Annotated in this window: 17 protein-coding genes; 1 reads left to right on the top strand and 16 read right to left on the bottom strand. The window is 45.0% G+C overall.

What is annotated here, in order from left to right; translation table 11 throughout:
* Window positions 1-31: 31 nt before the first annotated feature.
* The 7 genes from OQJ86_RS07435 to OQJ86_RS07405 all read right to left on the bottom strand — a co-directional run bounded on the left by OQJ86_RS07435 (window position 32) and on the right by OQJ86_RS07405 (window position 10516).
* Window positions 32-2374, bottom strand: a complete 2343-nt coding sequence (locus tag OQJ86_RS07435; protein ID WP_265987361.1) for a M4 family metallopeptidase — start codon at window positions 2372-2374, stop codon at window positions 32-34.
* An 830-nt stretch (window positions 2375-3204) separates the two neighbouring features.
* Window positions 3205-3936, bottom strand: a complete 732-nt coding sequence (locus tag OQJ86_RS07430; protein ID WP_265987360.1) for a DUF3726 domain-containing protein — start codon at window positions 3934-3936, stop codon at window positions 3205-3207.
* On the bottom strand, window positions 3933-5669 hold the full coding sequence (locus tag OQJ86_RS07425; protein WP_104028728.1) for a hypothetical protein: 1737 nt from the start codon (window positions 5667-5669) through the stop codon (window positions 3933-3935). Before OQJ86_RS07425 ends, OQJ86_RS07430 begins: the two co-directional genes overlap by 4 nt.
* A gap of 117 nt (window positions 5670-5786) precedes the next feature.
* On the bottom strand, window positions 5787-7355 hold the full coding sequence (locus OQJ86_RS07420) for a BCCT family transporter (protein WP_373408386.1): 1569 nt from the start codon (window positions 7353-7355) through the stop codon (window positions 5787-5789).
* 143 nt (window positions 7356-7498) lie between these two features.
* A complete protein-coding gene (locus OQJ86_RS07415; RefSeq protein WP_045402513.1) occupies window positions 7499-8491 on the bottom strand; it encodes a membrane dipeptidase in 993 nt (330 codons plus the stop codon).
* Window positions 8492-8558: 67 nt separating this feature from the next.
* A complete protein-coding gene (locus OQJ86_RS07410) occupies window positions 8559-10019 on the bottom strand; it encodes an aldehyde dehydrogenase family protein (protein ID WP_265987359.1) in 1461 nt (486 codons plus the stop codon).
* A 98-nt stretch (window positions 10020-10117) separates the two neighbouring features.
* A complete protein-coding gene (locus tag OQJ86_RS07405) occupies window positions 10118-10516 on the bottom strand; it encodes a RidA family protein (protein ID WP_009704646.1) in 399 nt (132 codons plus the stop codon).
* A 155-nt stretch (window positions 10517-10671) separates the two neighbouring features.
* Between OQJ86_RS07405 and OQJ86_RS07400 the strand changes: the two genes are divergently transcribed.
* Window positions 10672-11568 carry a LysR family transcriptional regulator gene (locus OQJ86_RS07400; RefSeq protein ID WP_039975208.1) on the top strand — a complete coding sequence of 299 codons (897 nt, stop codon included), beginning with the start codon at window positions 10672-10674 and terminating at the stop codon, window positions 11566-11568.
* A gap of 340 nt (window positions 11569-11908) precedes the next feature.
* On the opposite strand, the gene OQJ86_RS07395 is transcribed toward OQJ86_RS07400, so the two are convergent.
* The 9 genes from OQJ86_RS07395 to OQJ86_RS07355 all read right to left on the bottom strand — a co-directional run bounded on the left by OQJ86_RS07395 (window position 11909) and on the right by OQJ86_RS07355 (window position 21074).
* A complete protein-coding gene (locus OQJ86_RS07395) occupies window positions 11909-13003 on the bottom strand; it encodes an NADH:flavin oxidoreductase (RefSeq protein ID WP_265987358.1) in 1095 nt (364 codons plus the stop codon).
* A 203-nt stretch (window positions 13004-13206) separates the two neighbouring features.
* Complete coding sequence (locus OQJ86_RS07390; protein ID WP_230676717.1) at window positions 13207-13635, bottom strand: hypothetical protein; 429 nt, start codon at window positions 13633-13635, stop codon at window positions 13207-13209.
* 16 nt (window positions 13636-13651) lie between these two features.
* Window positions 13652-14521, bottom strand: coding sequence for a hypothetical protein (locus OQJ86_RS07385; protein ID WP_265987357.1), 870 nt, complete (start codon window positions 14519-14521; stop codon window positions 13652-13654).
* A gap of 177 nt (window positions 14522-14698) precedes the next feature.
* Entirely contained in the window at window positions 14699-15571 is an 873-nt protein-coding gene (cyoE, locus tag OQJ86_RS07380) for a heme o synthase (RefSeq protein WP_265987356.1), read from the bottom strand.
* An 8-nt stretch (window positions 15572-15579) separates the two neighbouring features.
* Window positions 15580-15891, bottom strand: coding sequence for a cytochrome o ubiquinol oxidase subunit IV (gene cyoD / locus OQJ86_RS07375; protein WP_005443825.1), 312 nt, complete (start codon window positions 15889-15891; stop codon window positions 15580-15582).
* Window positions 15891-16490: a cytochrome o ubiquinol oxidase subunit III gene (gene cyoC / locus OQJ86_RS07370; RefSeq protein ID WP_265987355.1), complete on the bottom strand. Its 600-nt coding sequence runs from the start codon at window positions 16488-16490 to the stop codon at window positions 15891-15893. The genes cyoD and cyoC overlap by 1 nt, the downstream gene beginning before the upstream one ends.
* On the bottom strand, window positions 16480-18516 hold the full coding sequence (gene cyoB, locus OQJ86_RS07365) for a cytochrome o ubiquinol oxidase subunit I (RefSeq protein WP_265987354.1): 2037 nt from the start codon (window positions 18514-18516) through the stop codon (window positions 16480-16482). The genes cyoC and cyoB overlap by 11 nt, the downstream gene beginning before the upstream one ends.
* 5 nt (window positions 18517-18521) lie before the next feature.
* Complete coding sequence (cyoA, locus tag OQJ86_RS07360; RefSeq protein WP_265987353.1) at window positions 18522-19403, bottom strand: ubiquinol oxidase subunit II; 882 nt, start codon at window positions 19401-19403, stop codon at window positions 18522-18524.
* A gap of 912 nt (window positions 19404-20315) precedes the next feature.
* A complete protein-coding gene (locus OQJ86_RS07355; RefSeq protein WP_265987352.1) occupies window positions 20316-21074 on the bottom strand; it encodes an SDR family oxidoreductase in 759 nt (252 codons plus the stop codon).
* Between the last annotated feature and the right edge of the window lie 59 nt (window positions 21075-21133).

Raw genomic sequence — 21133 nt, 5'->3', positions numbered from 1 at the left:
GCTCCGTCTGGAGCCCTTTGCTATTGCGTTGTTATTTGTTTGGTTTGATGAATCGGTAACGCTTGGTTTCAGAACATACGTTGCCCGAAGTACACACTTGGTATTCCACGTCGATAGTGCCGTTATGCTCAAACTGGTCGACGTAAGACTTAAAGTCTGTTGCACCTACGTTCTTGCCATTACGTTTAACAATGAAGTAATCTTTGGTGTCATACTTCCAAGATAATTTCACGCGGGCTTTACCATTCGGGAACTTGTTACCGAAGTTGAGTTTGAGCGGGAACGCATCTGTTTGGCCTTCTTCAATCGTCACCGTTTGTGTGGTTGATGTCGCACTGCCTGCATCGTCAGTGACGGTTAACGTCACCGCATAATCACCAGCTGCCGCATAAGCGTGCGTCACCACTTCGCCAGTTTGCGCACTACCGTCACCTAGGTTCCATTGGTAAGAAACGATGCTGCCGTCGCTATCGCTACTGGTGCTATGAAGTGTCACCGTTTTGCCAGAGACAGACTGATCAAACGAGGCTACTGGAGGAAGGTTTGCACTGCTATCGTCGTACGTTGCCGTTAGCTCTGCACCGTCATACTCAGCGTAACCAAATACGTTCACGGTATAGCGACCTTGCTCTGGGTTCTCAATCACACAAACTTCATCACTAACAGACAAGCTAGAACAAATGTTTTCATTCGAGCTTGGTGCATAATCTAAACCAACGTAAATGTCTGGGTCACCGTTTGGCACCGTTAGATTGATCGTAAGTTGAGGTTTGCCTTCCGGCACTTCGATATCAAAATAGGTTTTCGACCCAGTTGCGCCATCTACGGTCACTGATTGACCGTTTTCAAGACGCTGATATTCTGGCTCTGGCGGCAGTGGCGGCTCAGCACATGGCTCAACACCGACAATGCCGAATGCATCCATAACCGCAGAGGAGTCATACCCTAAGTCGTTTGCTGCGTTCTTGACGCCACATGCGCCTTGCCAAAAGTCACTATCTTGTGACCAGTAGATTTGGTTCGCGAGCACAAACAATTCAAACGCCTTTTTGGTATCCCAACCCGATGTCGTTGCTAAGTGGTAGAAGGCTTTGTTGAAAACACCCGAGCTGTAATGCACATTCAAACCATCATAGTAGTCTTGTGCATGGTTGATGGAAGAGCCATCTCGTGAAGGATCATCCATGTAACGCAATGCACCATCCTCTTTAAAGATGTCTTTGCCGACCATCCAATCATTCTCGCCCTTCATATAAAACTCGGCAGCTTCGCCAGCCATATCTGAAAAGGCTTCATTCATACCGCCAGATTGATTGGCATAAACCAGCCCCGAGTTTTGCTCGGTAAAGCCGTGGCTCACTTCATGAGCTGAGACGTCAAGGCTGACCAATGGGTAGAAGTAACTCTCACCGTCACCAAACGTCATTGCTTGGCCATCCCAGAACGCGTTTTCGTAACCCGTTCCATAGTGAACACGCATCATCAGTTTAAAAGTAAGTGGCGCAGTATCGAACCAGTTTTTGTACATGTCGAATACGATATTGCCAAAGTAATGAGCATCGTTCAGTGGAGAGTAAGCACCGTTAATTTCTTGAAATTCATTGCGAGGACACTCATAACTGTATGGTGTAGAACCTTCAGTGACACCATTTAGGTTAACCGTGATGACGTTCTCCGACTCCATCACACAATTGTTACCATCTTCTTGTACATCGAGGTAATGGTAGTCGGTACCGTATTCATACATGCCTGTTTTTTCATTACCACCAGGACCAGTACCGATTTGCGCATGAGCAATCCCTTCCCAACGATCAATAACTTCGCCACTGTGCGCATCTAACATGGTAAATGGACGAGAAGGTTGAAGGCTGTTTGCTAGCAGATAAGAAACCACGTAAACCAATCGTGTTTGTTTGCCATCTTGATAAATGAATAACTCATCTTCGACATTTCTTAGAAACTTGCCTGCGATGCCTTTATTCTCAAGGTTCTTTGACGCAACCTTTAGCGCTTCTGCTCGGTTCAACTTAGGTTTTACAAAGCTTCGCTCTAAGTCATTTACACGCAAATAATTGCCTTGCACGGCTTTTAAAGCGCCGCCTTTAAAGCTTTGGGTCGCGTTCAGTGAATGTCCCCAAACAGGAATACCCCAGACATTTTGCTGGATCTTTACCTTATAAACACCGCGTTTTTTTAGGTGAATGCTCTTAACCTGTTTAAAGCTCGATGCATTATTAACACCCAATTGTGAATTAAGCCCAGAGAAGTTGGTAAAGTTCACTGGCTTATTTAGTGTGACTGATTCACCTGCATGTACTGACATCGTCATTACACCTGCAACAGCGATAGCTATCAGACGTTTCTTGATTTTCATTTATCTATCTCCTTGATGTATTCGAGTCGAATCTATCAGAAAAAAACACACCGAAGTCGATAATTAAAATCAATAAAATAGTTGTGATACATCAATTAAATAAATTCATGCAACTGGTAAAAATAAAAATTACAAATTTATGACAAGGTCTTTTTTTAGGAAAGAAGATCTCATTTATAAAATGAAGAAATATTATTTTTATCACTAGATATTTTTGTTTAAAAATATTGTTTGTTTTATCCAATTATGAATAAGGCATACTACTAACACTAAATGATTAGAAATACATAAGGAGGGGCAATACTGAACCAAGCGGTGAAGTTAGCATAATTGACTTTATAATTTCAAATACAAAAACCAATAATCAAATATCACTCTTAAATTCAGAATGAATGCCATCCCAATTAAAAACCACCACTGAAATTATGATTATAATCGCACTAAAGACTGTTTAATTTAAATGACTAAGTAATACTAAAGTAGATACCAACCACTATAATCCACATTAAAATAAAGGTCATAAGTCGAAAGTAGTCAACATAGAGAATATAAAAACAATAACTCTGAATAGATAAATTACAAATAAGATAATAACAAACAGGTTTTAAACAAGAGGTAAAAGGATAGATTTATTAAAACCATTAAAAACAATGACTATTTTTATTGGTAGGACAAAATCAAACAAAGTGGATATAAATATAACCACCCAAGTTCGTTATATTTAATAATATTAACAACGGTGGAGTTACCTAAGGAAGAGAGCAACATTAAGAAAATAAAAAAGGCTACCCTTGGGTAACCTCACACTTTTATTCGTTAATGCATCAATATCAAACTAATTCGCCTGCACCTTGAATAGAACGTTCACTGTTCTCCACAAGGAAAACCCTAGCAGTTTGCTTTAACGTCTCCCACTCAGTATCTTCGACAGCAATACCCTCGTCCCAAGATTGCTTTTGTGCACGGCTCAGTTCTTCCCCTTCTATGTGGATGGAGTACCCTTGTGAGCTTGCTTCGATATCAAAATCATTGACGGAGAGCTCAATTGTCATGCTGTGGTAATCCGTACTGTGATCTTCCACTTGGTCAGAGAAAAAAACCTCTGGTGCAATATGCCCTCGGTTAAGTACATACAAGGTGCGTTTTGGGCTAGTCCCGTTTACCCATTGAGCACGACAGGCAATCCCCTTTGCTGAAAGCCTTGCGAGCTCACTGTATGCTAACCATCGATTGTGACATTGTTTGAGTGTAATGGTGACCGATTTCGTGTTAATCATTTTCTCAAGTGCAAAGTCCAACACTGCAGGCAGATGACATGCGACACTACCATTATGCAATTCGATTTCGATGCTTGAATCCGTATTTCCTGTAATAGTCACTGCACAATCGGAGTCCAAATTAAGGAATAAACTCGCGTTGTTAAAGTGACGAACACCATTCAAACCAACCATCTGTAAATCGGCAACCATATTGGCAATCACATCGGCTTCACCACAATGGCGACGCATACCAAGAAAGGCTTTGTTTACTGCTGCTACCAGCTCGTTATGCGAGACGATCATAATGCAAAACCTCCACTGATTTTTTGATTGTCACTTTGCGCGAGTTCATCACGCTCGGGCATGATGGGAAAGATCCATGTATCGTTATAAGCTGGGTCACGAACCTCATCCAAGAGCGGCGCGCCTTGGAAGAAGGTTACGCGCACCCATCGGTCTGAACGCGGGTCAAACTTGGTCGCGCCAAACACAGCTAGCTTGCAGCGTAGCAAATGCATTGGCAGCGCATCTTCTCGCAGCACATTCATTTGAATGTCGCCCATTTCACGGTTACCAAGGGTCCATACTCGTCGTGTAATCGCTCGGTATTGCGGATTTTGCAATAAGAATTCCGCAAGTGATGTTTCAGGCAGACATTTCAACAATGCATGGTAGTAGCGATTAACTTGTCGACCTATATCCAGTGGTAGCTCTCGCTCTTCACCAATCTCTTCACCTCGAACTCCCATTCGTGGCTCTTCTTTATCTTGTGAACGATACCAAAACCAATAGTTATTTTCTGACAGTGTGTAATCGGCATCAATAGACCAACGATATTTGCTTTCTAGCACCTGAAGAACATCTTGAACACACTTCCCACCCGGAATCGACAAAGATTCATCGGTATTCATTTGGTTCTCAAATTCATCCACCAAAGACGGGTACAGCTCGATCAAACATGATGTTAGGATTTCTTGGGCTTCCAAACTCATTGTTGTCGTTTGTTCGATCAAGCCTCCCCAATTGATGTGATTCGAAATCAAAGCATTTAGATTAATTTGTAACGCTTTAATGTCTTCTATCGCTTTATAATTCAATTGGTCTTGATGTTGATTGATGGTAATCACTTGCTCTAAGTGGCGCTGCGCTTTTGCCAATAACGCGTTTAGTGGCGATTCTTGTTGAGTCTCGCACTGCATCGCAAACACTTGAGCAATTGCACGTTCGCGCGACGTCATCCATTGGTCAACGATACAAGGATGGTTAATAAGGTATGGTGCCATGCCCAGTCCTGTTGCGTTCCCCACACCAAGATAGCGCTGTAACCCACGATGTAGTGCGATGGCATTATCGCCACCCTGTTGTTGCGCTAAGTAATGAACCCAATCTAGGCTGAACTCACGCAATAGATACACGGCACACATTTGCGCACTGAACGACTGATTGAAATCGGGATTGTTCTCAAGCAACTTGAAATCTGCAATACCAAACTTACCATTTCCATACACCGCGGTCGTACGTAGGATGTAGCCTACTTCCGCCAGTTCTTTCGGCTCGGGTTGTTGACCTTTAGATAACGCCGCAACAATATGTTCAAACACGCGCACGCTCTTATTCGCTCGCGCTAAAACTAATACATTATTTGGGTTTCGTCCGGCTTCCTGCAAAGGAACGTTAGCTCTTAACTGCTCTAAAAGTTCGACATTTACGTCGCCTTTCACTAACGCGAATGTCACGTCCCATTTCTCTGCAATGACTCGGTCATTACGCTCTTCATCGGCAATTTCATCGCAGAAGACAACCAAATGATAAACGTACTCTGGTGTCGCCAGTTTGTAGATCACATGGCCAAACCCTCTAGGGCAAAGTTGCCATTCATGCTTGTTGACTTGCCACTCTTGGCTCGCCATTTTACGAATCAGGCTTCGTACAAAGCTAATTCGATTTTGGTGCATAGCCCCTAGCCTTTCTGGCGCCATGACAATAGCAGCGTCGCGTAGTGTTGTTTCAGTGTAAGTAGAACGATGTGCATCCATTTTGCTCACCACCTATTTTTTATTGTAAGAATATAGACTTATGCGGATGCAGGAGGAATCACCCGCACAAGCTCCACGTTATTGTTTATCAGTTATGGGTTATCGCTTTTTAGCGACTTATAACCCTTGTTCTTTTGCCATCTTGATAGCAATTTGTGGCGCGTTCCAAAGTGATGGCAGCAAAATAAGCGACACAGGAACTGCCGTAATGACAATGAAAGATTGCAAGGCAGAGATACCGCCAGACCCCAGCGAAATCAAAATCAATGCGGTCACACCCATCGCCACACCCCAGAAAGTACGAATGATGGCATTCGGTTCCGTTTCCCCACTGATGACGACGCTGATGGTATATGTCATCGAGTCACCCGTCGTTACGATAAAGATGGTGGTAAGAATCAAGAACAAGATAGAAATCAGCATCGGCATTGGCAGTTGTTGTGTTACCGCAAGCAATGCCCCAGGTAAGTTAAAGCCTTCAAACGCGGCACTGACACTGCCAGGGTTTGCGATCTCAAACGCTAGGCCAGAGCCACCGACAATGGTGAACCAGAAACACGTCGTAAGCGGCGCGATGATACTGATGGTCGTAATCAATTGACGAATACTTCGACCGCGGGAAATGCGTGCGATAAAGATCGCCATCATTGGCCCATAGCCTAAGAACCATCCCCAGAAGAACACTGTCCACCAGCTCAACCAACCTTCATCACCACGGTAGGTCGCCATTGGGATAAAGTTGTCCAACATACTACCTACACCTTGAATATAAGCATTAAAGATGAAATCTGTCGGACCGAATATCAGGATGTAAACCATCAACGCCATTGCCAATATTACGTTGTATCGGCTAAGCATTTGCATACCACGATTCAGACCACTTAATGCTGAAACGGTGTAAAGTACGATGGCAAACAAAATGATGATCAATTGCGTGGTAAAGCCATCTGGGATATCAAATAGCACATTTAACGCGTAGCTAACCTGCAAACCTAAGAAGCCGATTGGACCAATCGTCCCTGCCGCTACAGCAATGATGCAGCACGCATCAATCAAAGCACCTGTTTGACCTTTCAGTGCGCGTTCACCCAATATTGGGTAAAGTAAGATACGAGGTTTAAGCGGCAAGCCTTTATCGTAGTGAAGGTGCATCACCACGATAGACGTCAAGCTGCCAACAATTGCCCACGCTAAGAATCCCCAGTGCATGAAAGACTGTGATAAGGCATTCACCGCACCTTGCTGTGGATTTTCTTGTGGGCCATACAATGGCGGCGGACTCACGTAATGCGCAATTGGCTCTGCAGCTGCCCAAAAGACACCACCACCCGCTAGTAAGGTACAAAAGATGATTGCCATCCAGCGGAAGCCGTCCATTTCAGGCTTGGTCGTTCCACCTAACATCACCTTGCCTGTTCGCCCTGCTGCCAAACCAAGACCAATAAGAAAAGTGAGAAGAAGCAGTAATTGCCAATATGGACCGAAGACTTTTACCGACCACGCGAATCCAGTATTAACCAGTGTTGAAAGGAGTTCTCCATCATACAGTGCGATGGCAACGAACAGGGCAATAAAGCCGCCGCTATACCAAAGTGCGGGATTACTAAGCCCCAACTTATCAGGTGAGTTTTCTTTTGCTGTTGTGTCGTTGTGATTTGCTTGTGACTTCTTTGATGGCACGCTCATCGTTGAAGCTTTCACGCTATTGGTTAAATCAGACATACTCTGACTCCAGAGGTTCATTGCAGCTGCCATTGAACGGCTACAAACAGTGACTTTAACACCCGCCTATTATTGTTTTTTAACGGGCTATTCCTTGTTTAGTTGGGTTAGCTCTCTCTTGCCTCCAGACCTTCTGTGAGGAAGTTGAACCAGTTTTCACCCAGAATTTTTCCTGCCTCGGATTCAGTAAATCCGTGGCGCATTAAGCCGTTGTAAATGTTTTCCATGCCTTTGCTGCCGCTGAACCATGGCAACGCATCTGGCCAACCAGAGTTGTTTGCTGAGCCTTCGCCATAATCCATAGCTTTCGACCAACGACCGTTGCGCATCCACTCAAGCACTTGCTGTGGTTGGTTTAAACAAAGATCACTGCCGATACCTAAATGATCCACACCGAACAGGTCAGCAGTTTTCGCGACCATTTGGCAGAAATCTTCAAGTGTGCACTGGCTACCATTTGGTAAGTGGAATGGGTACAAACTAAAGCCAATCAAACCACCTCGTTCGGTGAGTGCTTTGATGACGGTATTCGATTTGTTGCGTAGCGCATCGTGAGCAAAGGTTGGATTCGCATGGCTGATACAAATTGGGCGAGAAGAAAGGTCTATCGCTTCCAACGTTGAGCGCTCTGCACTGTGGGACATGTCGATGATCATACCGACACGATTCATCTCTTCGATGGCTTGTTTACCGAAACGTGTGACACCCGAGTCATTCTGCTCATAGCACCCCGTCGCCAATAAGCTTTGGTTGTTGTACGTCAGCTGCATAATCAGCAAACCTTGGCGACGCATGACTTCTATTAAGCCGATTTCATCGTCAATTGGGGAGCAGTTCTGCGCACCAAAAAAGACACCAACCTTACCCTCGGCCTTTGCTTTCTCGACGTCAGCCATCGAGTAAATAGGCATAATCAGGTCTGCATTTTGTTCGAATCTCAGGTTCCATTCGGCAAAGCGAGTTAAGGTTTCTCGTGCATTTTCGTGATAAACGATCGTTGCATGTACAGCTGTAATACCGCTCGCCTTCAGCGTTTGGAAGTATTCTCGATCCCAATTGCAGTACTGCAATCCGTCAATCACAATCCGTTGTTGGTACATAACCACTCCTTAAACGTTAATGAGCCTTTAAGGTTGGGCAGCGGAATCCTCGGCTGCCCTATTTCACTTAGTAAGGACGTTGATAAGCGGTTTTCACCACGGTGTAGAACTCTTTTGCGTATTGACCTTGCTCGCGTGGACCAAAGCTCGACTCTTTACGACCACCAAACGGCACGTGATAATCCGTACCCGCGGTTGGTAGGTTGACCATGACACAGCCAGTTTGAGCTTGTTGTTTGAAGATCGCGCTATTACGGAGGCTTTGTGTAATGATGCCGCCCGTCAAACCAAAGCGAGTATCGTTCGCTACAGCAATGGCTTCATCCAAATCAGAGACTCGAATCACACTTGCCATTGGCGCAAACACTTCTTCTTGGTTCACTTCCCAACTGTTTTGCGTATTGAGGAAAAGGGTTGGCGACATGTAGAAACCATCATGTGCTAAGTTCAAGCGCTCGCCACCGAACGCTAACTCCGCACCACTTTGACGTGCTTTCTCAATCCATTCGAAGTTGGCATTCAATTGGTTTCCATCCACAACGGGTCCCATGAACACACCGTCTTCTAATGCGTGACCGACTTTAAGCTCACTCATACGTTTAATCAGTGCTTCCACGTAGGCATCGTGAATGCCATCCATAACGACGAGACGAGATGACGCAGTGCATTTCTGACCTGCGCCAGAGAAAGAACCTGCAATGGTTGCTTCAACGGCGATTTGAATGTCAGCATCGTCGGCAACCACAAGCGCGTTCTTACTGCCCATTTCTAGCTGGCAGCGAACAAAATTTGGTGCCGTCGCTGCGGCGACCTTGCGTCCGGTATCAACCGAGCCAGTAAAGCTCACACCATTTACATCTTTTGAGTTGATAAGCGTGTTACCTACTTGCGAGCCGCTGCCTAACACAAGGTTAAATGTGCCTGCTGGTAAACCTTGACGATGGATAATCTCCGTCAGTGCAACCGCACTAGCCGGCGTTAGGTTAGCGGGTTTCCATACTACACTGTTGCCGAAAGCAAGCGCTGGTGCGATTTTCCATGCAGCTGTAGCGGTTGGGAAATTCCAAGGAGAGATAATGGCGATAACGCCAACAGCTTCGCGAGTTACCTCAACGGAAACGCCTGGACGGACGGAAGCCGCGTTATCGCCAATTTGACGCAGCACTTCAGCCGCAAAATATTGGAAGAATTGACCAGCACGGTAGATCTCACCGCGACCTTCTGCAAAAGGCTTACCTTCTTCACGAGAAAGCAACGTACCAAGTTCATCACAACGGGCAATCAACTCATCACCAATTGCTTGCAATACCGCTTGTTTACGCTCAATTGGCGTTTTTTCCCATTCGGGCTGTGCAACTTTAGCAGCTTGAATCGCTTGCTCTACTTGCGCTCCACTCGCCTGTGCAAAGTGACCTAAATTTTCACTGATGTCTGAAGGGTTAATGTTGGCAATCGTATCAACGCCCGATTGCCATTCGCCTGCAATATAGAGGGATTTTTCTGCTTGAACATTATTGATAAAAGTCATTGCTCTGTCCTTGTTCTTCCTGACGTCCAGTGGTCTTCCACCAGTTCATTAATCTGACTTACAAAACCAACTAAGTATTGGCTCTGTGCTTTTATAATTTACTCGGGCTGGCTCGCCGATGCGTACACCACAAATTCCACCAGCATTTCTTCGCGAGCTAATCCTGCTACCACCATCGCGGCACGGTTTGGATAAGGCGCCTCAAAATACTCCGCGTACACTTGGTTAACCGTTTTGAGATATTCACGATCAGTCACGTAAATCAGTACTTGTAAAACGGAGTCTAACGATTCACCCGCGCACTCTAAAGTATGGACGAGGTTATTGAAGGTTTGGCGTGTTTGCGCTTCGATACCACCCTCTACAACAGCACCTGTATCATCAATCGGAATTTGTGCCGTGTATAAAGTGCCATTGTTAACGATGGCCCACTCGAGTGGTGCTTTAGAAGCAAACAATGCGGTTTTGACTGGGTATTTTTTCGTAGAAGTATTCACGTGCCTTTCAACCTTTGTAACAACCTTGTTTCAAGATAGTTAAATACTGCACATTGACAGGCGATAAATCGAACGGTAAATTTTTTACATTTGATAAGAAAAATCTATCACCTTATTAAGACTAAGGTAAATAAAGGGATTGCAGAGGTTTCGCCATGAGTATCAAGCTTCAACAATTAAAGCATTTTGTGATGGTGGTCGAGGAAGGTGGTTTTCGAGCGGCATCACATAGAGCGAACCGCTCGCAAGCGGCGCTGTCAACGTCGATCAAAGAACTGGAAAAAAACCTAGGGCAAACGCTGTTTGAAACGGGCAACAAATCCAAGCTCACTCCCTTCGGTGAAATCTGTTTACCTAAAATTATTCAATTTCTCAACATCTACAGTGCATTGGATAATGACTTGAAAGCCGCCGCCGCGGGCCAACAAGGTCGAGTACGCATCGCTAGCGTTCCCTCCGTTGCGGCTAAATTGATTCCAAGTGTTCTAGGCGCGTTTTGCGAACAGTACCCAAACGTTGAAGTCAGCTTGATTGATGATAACGCCGCTGGCGTCGAAGCCCGTTTGTTATCAGGCGAAGTCGATTTAGCGTTAGGTAACCCATCACATTTAGACGAAGGCGGTATCGAGTTTACCCCGCTAATCTCTGACCCCATTGGTGTAGTGTGTTTGAAGGACAACCCTATCGCTCAGCATCCAGAAGGGATTGAGTGGCAAACACTGTTAGAACAACCTTTTATTCGAAACGGGACTTGTACCCTACTCGATCCCACTCCTGCGCGCGCACTAAGTGAACAAGCTTTGTATTCTGTTGAAAACATCACGTCTTTATTCTCAGTTCTTGAGCTTGGTATTGGTGTCACCACCTTGCCCAAATTAGCGTTCCCGACCAACGAAACTCGACTGGTTTGGATTCCACTGATCGATCCACCTTTGGAAAGACAAGTTGGCATCTTTACTCTGACGGATAGAACCATCTCCCCTCAGGCAAAAGCGTTTCATGATTTGTGCATTCATTACTTGAACTACCAAGAAGAAGTCGAAACTGCGTAAGCATATACCCAAGTGACTTCAAGATGCAGGATTCAGAGCGTTGTCATTGATTCGAGGGCAAGGAAGACAACGCAGCGTAATAGCCAGCTATTTCCAAGTTGTTTGACGCAGCAATCGGGTCAATGACACGCTCCCAAAGGGCGAGTTGCCTTGGCTTGTATACTTTGTTGTCGATTCTTGATTTAGAACCACCAAACCTTTAAATCGCCGCCGCGTCTACAAACCAAATCATTCTCGCTGAACCAGCATCTCGAGGTTACTTGGGTATAACTCACAACTAAAAAAGCCCCTGACACGTTAATCATCAGGGGCTTTTTAAAATTTCATGCGTCAAAACACGTTACTTTCTGCGCTTGTAAACCACGCAGAAGTTGCCACGCTTGGTGCGACACTTAGAGCAACGTTCGCAGTCCACTTCGGCGCGGTTACCGTCTTTCCAGCGCTTGATCAATTGTGGCTCTGCCAATAACGGGCGAGAAAGCGCGAAGAACTGAATCTTGGTATTTTCAGCCAAGTCTTCAATCGCGCAGAAGTCGTTTAAGCCACCTACGGTAATTACCGGTACGTTCACATCTTGGCTGATCACTTGACCGTATTCGTGGAAGTAGCCTTCTTCTTGTAACGTGTAACCGTCGAACGATTCACCTACCATGGTGCTTGCGTTGCCGTGAATGTTACCCGATACAATGATCGCATCCACGCCCACTTCTTCTAACTTCTTACAAACAATGCGCGTTTCATCGAACGTCAAACCGCCATCGAAGAACTCTGTTGCTGTCAGTTTCACCAGAATCGGGAAATCGTCACCAACTAGCTTGCGTGTTTCGGCATAGATCTCCATAAGGAAACGCATGCGGTTCTCAAGACTGCCGCCGTATTGGTCTTCACGACGGTTGTAGTATGGGCTTAAGAACTGGTTGATCAAGTACGTGTGCGCCGCGTGGATTTCTACACCATCAAAGCCAGAATCTTGTGCACGCTTGCTCGCTAGCGAAAATGCTTTAACGATGTAGTCGATCTCATCTTGAGTCATCGTTTTGCCTTCAGTTTTGGTGCCGCGCTCCGGCACTTCACTTGGAGCAAAAATCACACGCTCGCCAACGTTGAAGGTCGTTTTTGTGCCGCCGTAAGCGATCTGCATAACGATCTTAGAGTCATGCTCATGAACAAGGTCAGTCAGCTTTTTGTATTCATCGATGAAAGAGTCGTTGTAGATCCCCATCATGCCTGCGTTCGGCTTCTCTTCTTCTACGATGTTTGCGTAGCCAGTAACGATCAGCCCCACTTCACCTTTGGCAAGTTCTTCATAAATGTCGTACAACTTCTCGGTCATGTGACCGTCTTCTGTCGCCATATTTTCCCACGTTGCACTACGTACAAAGCGGTTCTTTAGTGTCATGTTGCCAATGCGGGCTTCTGAAAACAAAATGCTCAAGTCCAGTCCTCTTAAAATATGTCTTTTTAGATACATCACTACCGAGCAGGAACGAAAAAGGAACAGCGATACACAAAGCATGGCTGTTCCTTCTCTGAATTTCTGTTCAGTGCGATGAGCGACGCGAACCTTACCGCCGAAACTGCGGCAAAACTTTAATCTGGATTAAGGTTTGGTGAGATAAATAGGTAAGCAAACAAACTCTATTCTACCTCTTCGTGTTCTTTTACTGAGCATTCTGGTTGCATGATTTTTCCGTTGTTGAATGAGACTTCACAGTCGACAAGGACACTCCCACTTTGCAAATAAAAATAATCCAATACAAAAAACAGCTTAGTGCCTCGTTTTCCGTAATCTTCGACAAAAACGCCTGCGGAGTCAGTAAAAGCTAAAACCTCTTTATCTAATAAAATAGAGGTTATCTTCTTGGAATCATTGAGCCTATAACTGGGTGTATCAATGGTATCTATCTCAATTAAAGGATTTATTTCCATATTGTGAATCGCAATCCGCACTAACTGCTCATTTACTCGATAGCTACTTACAGAGCTTAAAGATGCAGGGAGTGCAGCGTAAACACTATAAGGAATCAAAAAAACGATGCACATCAAGATACTTTTCAAATTAGTCATATTAATCACCTTAAGGCTATTGTAGGAACTTAGCTCTAGCCTCAAATCTATCTTGAGGCACACTCTGCCAATTAGCACGGTTACTCATAACTTCTTTGAATGCTTTAACATCATTTTTTACCACAATAGGCTGAATTAATACTCTCGTTAAAGGACTGTAATCACCTCTAAATTTTAAATCAACAAGAACTTCTTTTATTTTCTCATCTAAATTATCCCAATCTGTAACTCCGTAGCGATTAACTACATCTAACTTTTTACAAATTCTAATAACTTCTGACTCTTCATGGTTATAACTAATTTTAAATAGCTTAATCTGAGCATCGGTTGTTAGCTCAAAATCTAATAAATCATTATCGATTATGAAGCTTCGCGCTTGAGCGCCTTTTAAGCCTTTAGCTTTGAGTAGTATTGTTATTTTCTCTTGCTTGATACCAGAGAATGCAAGGTCACGACGAATCGTTGTGATTGATTTTAGTTTCAAATCATAACCTCTTCCTAGTGTAAGCCCTGAGTTTTCACTTGGTACGTGTAGTTTTCTACTATGAAACCTTCCTCCCTCATTACCTTCTGAGTTCCAAGTTAAAGATCCTTCTTTCGGTGGACTAACTGACTTAACTGTAAACGTCTTAGCTAAGAACTCCTTAAGGACTTTAAAAGTATTCCCATTGGGTATTACACTTTCATCTAATAGCTGTTTATGTTGGAAGGATTTCTTAAAATTAAGCAGCGATTGTGATGTTTTTTCGTCAAATACTCCCGTTATATTGATGATAGATAGACCCTTCTTACGATTGAAAACATTTAGAAGAGCCTGGATTTTCTTTACATCACTACTTTTGTTAGCTCTATTTTTTCCTACTGGTTTCTCTATTGTTAATAGCACTTTATATTGCCTAGTCGAAATATGATCAAACTCATCGATGAACAAACATGTTAAACGTGACCAATTTAACTAGACTTTACTTAGTAAGAAAATTTAGGCATTACTTTTTCGATACTAGCTTAATAAAAATGCAATATATATGTTTATCATAAAGAGCGAACCACATAGATATGCTCTTTAATGAATAAACGGCAGTGGAATCAACTCTAAACCAAGCACGCCGCTGATGCTCATCACGACCAATAACGACACCTTAAACACCGCTTTGGACCATTGGATATAGTTGTTGTAATTCACTTTTTGGAATGTCACCCGTGTCCACATAAAGCACACCGCTGCCGAGACCGCTAAATACTCGTACCCAGCTTCACCCAACATAAACAATCCGATAGCAACTACACCAAAAGCAACCACGTACGCTTTCATATGCTGATGCGCTTTAGCGATCCCCTCTTTAACAGGAAGTACTGGAATGCCTGCGTCACGGTAATCTTGCATGCGGAACATGGCAATCGCGTAGGAGTGCGGCATCTGCCAGAGACAAAACATGATGAAGAGTAAGATCGCTTCTAAGCTGATGTAGTTCGTCACAGCAAGGTAGCCCACCAGCGGAGGAACGGCGCCAGAAATGCTGCCGACTAAGGTGCCGTAGACTGAATTTCGCTTGTACCACATGGTGTAGAAGAAGACGTAAAACACGTAACCCAAGAGTACAACCACAGCCGAGAGCGGATTCACAAGTTGAAACAGTAACGCTGTGCCATTCAACAGCAATACCAAAGCGTAAACAAACGCCGCGTCGATGTTGATGTTTCCCATCACCAATTCACGGTTTTGTGTGCGCTTCATTTTTTGGTCGATATCGCGGTCGAAGATGTTGTTCACCACGCATCCTGATGCAATCACAAGCCCGACACTAACTAACGTTGTCAGCAACAACAGAAAGTTAGCGGGTTCTGATTTTGCGGCGAGGAAGAACCCCGCCGCAACAGAAATCAGGTTGCCGAAAATGATGCCCGGTTTAGTAATAGACAAATAACTTTTCAGCATACCCTAGCCTACAACTTCATGTTGACGTTCATGTTGTAGATGATCCAGATCGAACCAGCGATCAGAATCAACACAACAATGGCGGTAAACATCAGTGACACCACGTTCCACTGACCTTCTGACGTCTTCACTTCCATGTGCAGGAAGTACTTAAAGTGCACGAAGATCTGCACAATCGCACAACCAAATAACACGGCATAAGTCGCGGTATCTGGCAGCACTTGCGCCCAAACACAATAGAAAGGAATCACGGTCAGGATCAGAGACGCAATAAAGCCTTTTACGTAATCAGAGGCACCTGTATCTAGATGTTGTTCCATTACATAACCCCCAATAAGTAAACGATGGTGAATACACAAATCCAAACGATGTCTAGGAAGTGCCAGAACAAGCTCAAGCACTGGAATCGCATCGACATGTTATCGTTCAAGCCTTTGGTTGACAGTTGGTGGTAGCACACGGCTAACCAGATCAAACCAAAGGTTACGTGCAAACCGTGTGTTCCGACCAAAGTGAAGAACGCAGATAGAAATGCACTTTCTTGTGGACCATAGCCTTCAACAAACAGGTGATGGAACTCGTACACTTCCATCCCGATAAAGCCAGCACCAAGTAAGAAGGTCACTTTTAACCAACGTTTTAATCCTGCAACGTCTTTGCGCTTCATCGCAATCATGCCGAAGCCAAACGTGATACTACTGAACAGCAGCAACATGGTTTCTACAAACACAAACGGCAGTTCGAAAATGTCTTTACCGGTTGGACCCGCAATAGAGCCACTTTCTAGTACTGCGTAAGTCGCGAACAAAGTCGCAAACAATACACAGTCACTCATTAGGTAAATCCAGAAACCAAACAGCTTAATGCCTGCAGAATCATGGTGATGATCGTGGTCGTGAACCGCAACATTAGCTTGCATAAGTCACCTCCAGATCGTCTTTCTTATCGTTGTCTTTCACTTCGTTTTTCTTCGCTTCTTCAAGTTGAGCTCGACGCTCCGCTTCAATCGCTTTGATTTCTTCTACTTCAACGTAGTAATCCACGTCGTCGTTGTAGCTGTGTTGGATACACGTCACGATGATGCCAACAAAGCTTGCAGCTGCCAGCCACCAGATGTACCAGATCATGGCGAAGCCAAACACCAACGCCCATGCAGACACATAGATACCTGTTGGTGTGTTCTTCGGCATATGAATGCGTTCGTATTCCACTTCTTTGGTTGGATCGAATTCGCCATTCTGCTTTTGGTACCAGAACGCGTCTAGCACATCACCTTTTGGTAGGTGCGCAAAGTTATAGAACGGCGGTGGTGAAGACGTCGCCCACTCAAAGGTACGACCGCCCCATGGGTCACCCGTTAGGTCACGGTTTTGCTCGCGGTCACGAACACTCACGTAAATTTGGATGAACTGACAAACCACGCCAAGCGCAATCACTGCCGTACCTGCTGCTGCAACTGCCAACAATGGGAAGTATTCTGGGTTAAGGTCTTGGCTTAGACGACGCGTCATGCCCATAAAGCCCAGCGCATAAAGCGGTAGGAACGCCATTAGGAAGCCAACAATCCAGCAAATGAATGCACGTTTGCCCCATGTTTCGTTCATGGTAAAACCCGTCGCTTTCGGGAACCAGTAAGTGATTGCCGCGAAACAGCCGAATACCACACCACCAATGATTACGTTATGGAAATGCGCAATCAGGAACACAGAGTTGTGCAGAACAAAGTCTGCCCCCGGAACCGCCATCAGTACGCCCGTCATACCACCAACTGAGAAGGTAATCAGGAAACCAACTGTCCACATCATCGGCGTGGTAAAGCGGATTCGCCCTTTGTACATGGTGAATAGCCAGTTGAAGATCTTCACCCCGGTAGGGATGGAAATAATCATGGTGGCGATGCCGAAGAATGCATTCACATTTGCACCTGAGCCCATGGTGAAGAAGTGATGCAGCCAAACGACGAACGCCAAAATCGTGATTACGATGGTTGCCCATACTAACGAGGTGTAACCAAACAGCTTCTTGCGTGAGAAGGTTGCCGTTACCTCAGAGAACACACCAAAAATAGGCAAGATCAGGATGTACACTTCTGGGTGACCCCATGCCCAAATCAGGTTGACGTACATCATTACGTTGCCGCCAAGGTCATTGGTGAAGAAGTGCGTACCGATGTAGCGATCCAGCGTTAGTAGCGCGATGGTTACGGTTAGGATTGGGAATGAAATGATGATTAGAATGTTGGCACACAGGGACGCCCACGTGAACACTGGCATCTTCATCATTGGCATAGACGGCGTACGCATGCGCAAAATAGTCGCAAAGAAGTTCACGCCCGTCAGCGTGGTGCCGACACCGGATATTTGCAGCGCCCATATCCAATAATCCACCCCAACTCCGGGACTTGCCTCAATACCAGACAGCGGCGGATACGCCAACCAACCAGTACGACCAAACTCACCCAAGCCAAGTGACATATTGGTGAGGATCACGCCCACAATAAACAACCAGAAACTTAGGTTGTTTAGGTAAGGGAATGCCACATCACGCGCACCAATTTGCAGCGGCACGATGATGTTCATCAAACCAATCACTAACGGCATTGCCACGAAGAAAATCATGATTACGCCATGGGCAGTAAAGATTTGATCGTAGTGATGTGGTGGTAGATAACCGGTCTCACCTGCCGCAGAAAGCAGCTGTTGGCTACGCATCATGACCGCATCAGCAAAGCCACGAACCAACATCACCATTGCCACAGCGATGTACATAAAGCCTAGTTTTTTGTGGTCTACCGAAGTAAACCATTCATTCCATAAGTATTGCCACTTACCCGCTTTGGTTATCGCCGCAACGACAGCCAAACCAACGATCGCGATCACCGCTAGAGTGACGACAATAATCGGCTCGTGATAAGGGATTGATTCAAGTGTTAATCTTCCAAACATTGCGATTATCCTAGATTTTCCGGCAAACAGTTCATTGAACCCGGATGCTGGGTCACGACGTCGGTGAACAAAAATGGTGGAATACTAGAGAACATCTTCACAGGCTCCGCCACCGTTGGTGATGCAAGCGCACGAAATTGCTCCCAGTCTTCGATTCGATCAGGGCTGGCTTTCACTTGCTGTACCCAATTCAGGAATGCAGTGCGATCTTCCATTGCTGCTGCGGTAAATTTCATCTGCGAGAAACCCTTACCGCTGTAATTAGAAGCAAAGCCTTTGTAATCCCCTGTGTGGTTCGCAATCAGATTCAACTTGGTCACCATGCCTGGCATCGCATAAATCTGAGTACCGAGACGCGGGATAAAGAACGCGTTCATGATGTTGTCTGAGGTCAGTTTGAACTGAACCGGAGCATCTTTCGGAAACGCCACATAGTTCACTGTCGCAATGTTCTCTTCTGGGTAGATGAACAGCCATTTCCAGTCGAGTGACACCACCTCAATGGTGATGGGTTTGACGTCACTTGCGATGGGCTTGGATGGCTCTAACTCGTGAGTAGAACGCCAAGTGATGGTTGCCAGAATCGCGATGATGATGATTGGAATCGTCCACACCACCACTTCGATCTTGGTCGAGTGCGCCCACTCTGGAGCGTATTCCTCGCCAGTGTTCGACTCTCGGTAGCGGTAAGCAAAATAGATTGTCATTAAAATCACAGGGATCACGACAATCAGCATCAGTAAAAGCGCTGTAATGATCAGTTCTTTTTCCTGAACGCCAATACTACCTTTCGGGTCAAGTAGAGCAGAGTTACACCCTGAAAGCATAAGAATGGTTCCTGCCAAACTTATCCTCGCTAAGATGCGTTTGTATCTTGAAGCTTCCATTAACTTTCTCGATGGTTAGCCAACAACAGAGCAAGCCCTGCGATTGGTTGTCTTGGTCATTAGAATATTTTTGTGTTGAGCTTGTGCAGCAATGAACTTCTTGGTGGGAGGTATCAAGTTGCTTGATGGTTAAAACCACATTCGCAACGTGAGTTTATTGTTACACTTTGAAATACATTGTTACATTCGAGCGCATTATGCGGAGGGAAAAAGGAAAGCTCATCAGCCACAGATGGAAACTAACGTTCCATTTATGAAAGCTAATATTGATATAGGAATAGCAAAGCTGGTGCACAATATTAACGCACTACAGCGTATATTCTTTTCTTTACAGCAACTTAAGTAACGCAAACGAGAAGAGTAATCAGTTGCGTATTCGGCGCGAGAGTGTGAGCTACATTAGAAAGTGCGAATTAAGGAAAGCGTGACCAGCATCATAGTTATGAATTCACATACTATTTACATGGCATTTCAAATTTCAATCACCGCGAACGATATATCATTCACGAACTCTATGTTTTAACGAGTAACGGGGAAAACGCCCACTGAACTGTTAACTCAATTAAAACTAAGTAGCGACGTCTTTAGCTTGAGATCATTTCATTCTGTACATTTAAATTCGTGAGTTCATTCGAGGCTAGGAAGCTAACAGTCTTTGTTGGGCTTACGATGAGTTTATTGTTTGATTACGGTGAAAAATCAGGCATTCCGGTCATGTCCAAACTTCTTATTCTAACGTTCTATTACGTCATCATTTTTTCTTTCACAGTGTGGCTCTGGTCTGACGCAGACGACTCGACTAAAACTGGTTTGTTTTATTTCGTGTTCGGAATAGCATTCTTCCAAAATGCTTATCACACACACAAAATTGAGACACTCAAAAACAAGAAAGAGCCTTAATCGGCTCTTCCTTCACATTCTCATCCCACCATCCACTTCGAGCACTCGCCCTGTGAAGTAGTCGTTTTCAAGAATGTATTTCACGGCATGAGCAATCTCGCCCGTCTCCCCCATCCTACCGACGGGTATCATCTTTTGCAGCCGGTCTATGGCTTCTGGTTTCATTTGATCTGCCATTGCCGTTTTGATGACACCGGGCGCAATAGCCGCAGAGCGAATTCCATATCTGGCGAGTTCTCTTGCCCATGTTGTTGCCATGGTTGCGACGGCAGCTTTCGAGGCAGAGTAATTGGTTTGTCCAATATTGCCCGCTCTCGCCACGCTGGAGATGTTGATAATAGCTCCCTTCGAGCCACTCTCGATCATTTTGACTGCCGCTTCTCGAGCACACAAGAAGGTGCCCGTGACATTGACGTTCATCACTAGGTTGAACTGCTCAAGCGACATCTTAGTGATCTCGCCGTCTTTGGCTTTGACTAACAATCCATCTCGCAAGACGCCAGCGTTATTAACTAAGCCGTTTAACTGTCCAAAATCTTGAAGAATCTCATTAAAGGTATCTTCCACCTCAGATTCATTGGTGACATCAAGTCGATAGATCAATGCTTTGGCACTGAGCATCCGGCATTGTTCTTGGGTATTCAGCAGTCCCGTTTCGTTAACATCAAGCAGCGCTAAATCCGCGCCCGCTTGAGCAAGGCTGACCGCCATCATCTGCCCTAGCCCCTGACCCGCACCTGTGATTGCAATGACACTGTTTCTTAAATCCATATCTGTTCTCCATTACTGGATGACTTCCATGCTTAAACGCCTGATAAGGAAACTAGCTT

The sequence above is a fragment of the Vibrio sp. Sgm 5 genome, from assembly GCF_026241575.1.
Taxonomy (GTDB): Bacteria; Pseudomonadota; Gammaproteobacteria; order Enterobacterales; family Vibrionaceae; genus Vibrio; species Vibrio jasicida.
The sequence above is the reverse complement of the archived record's forward strand: the minus strand, read 5'-3'. Positions and strand labels throughout refer to the sequence as shown.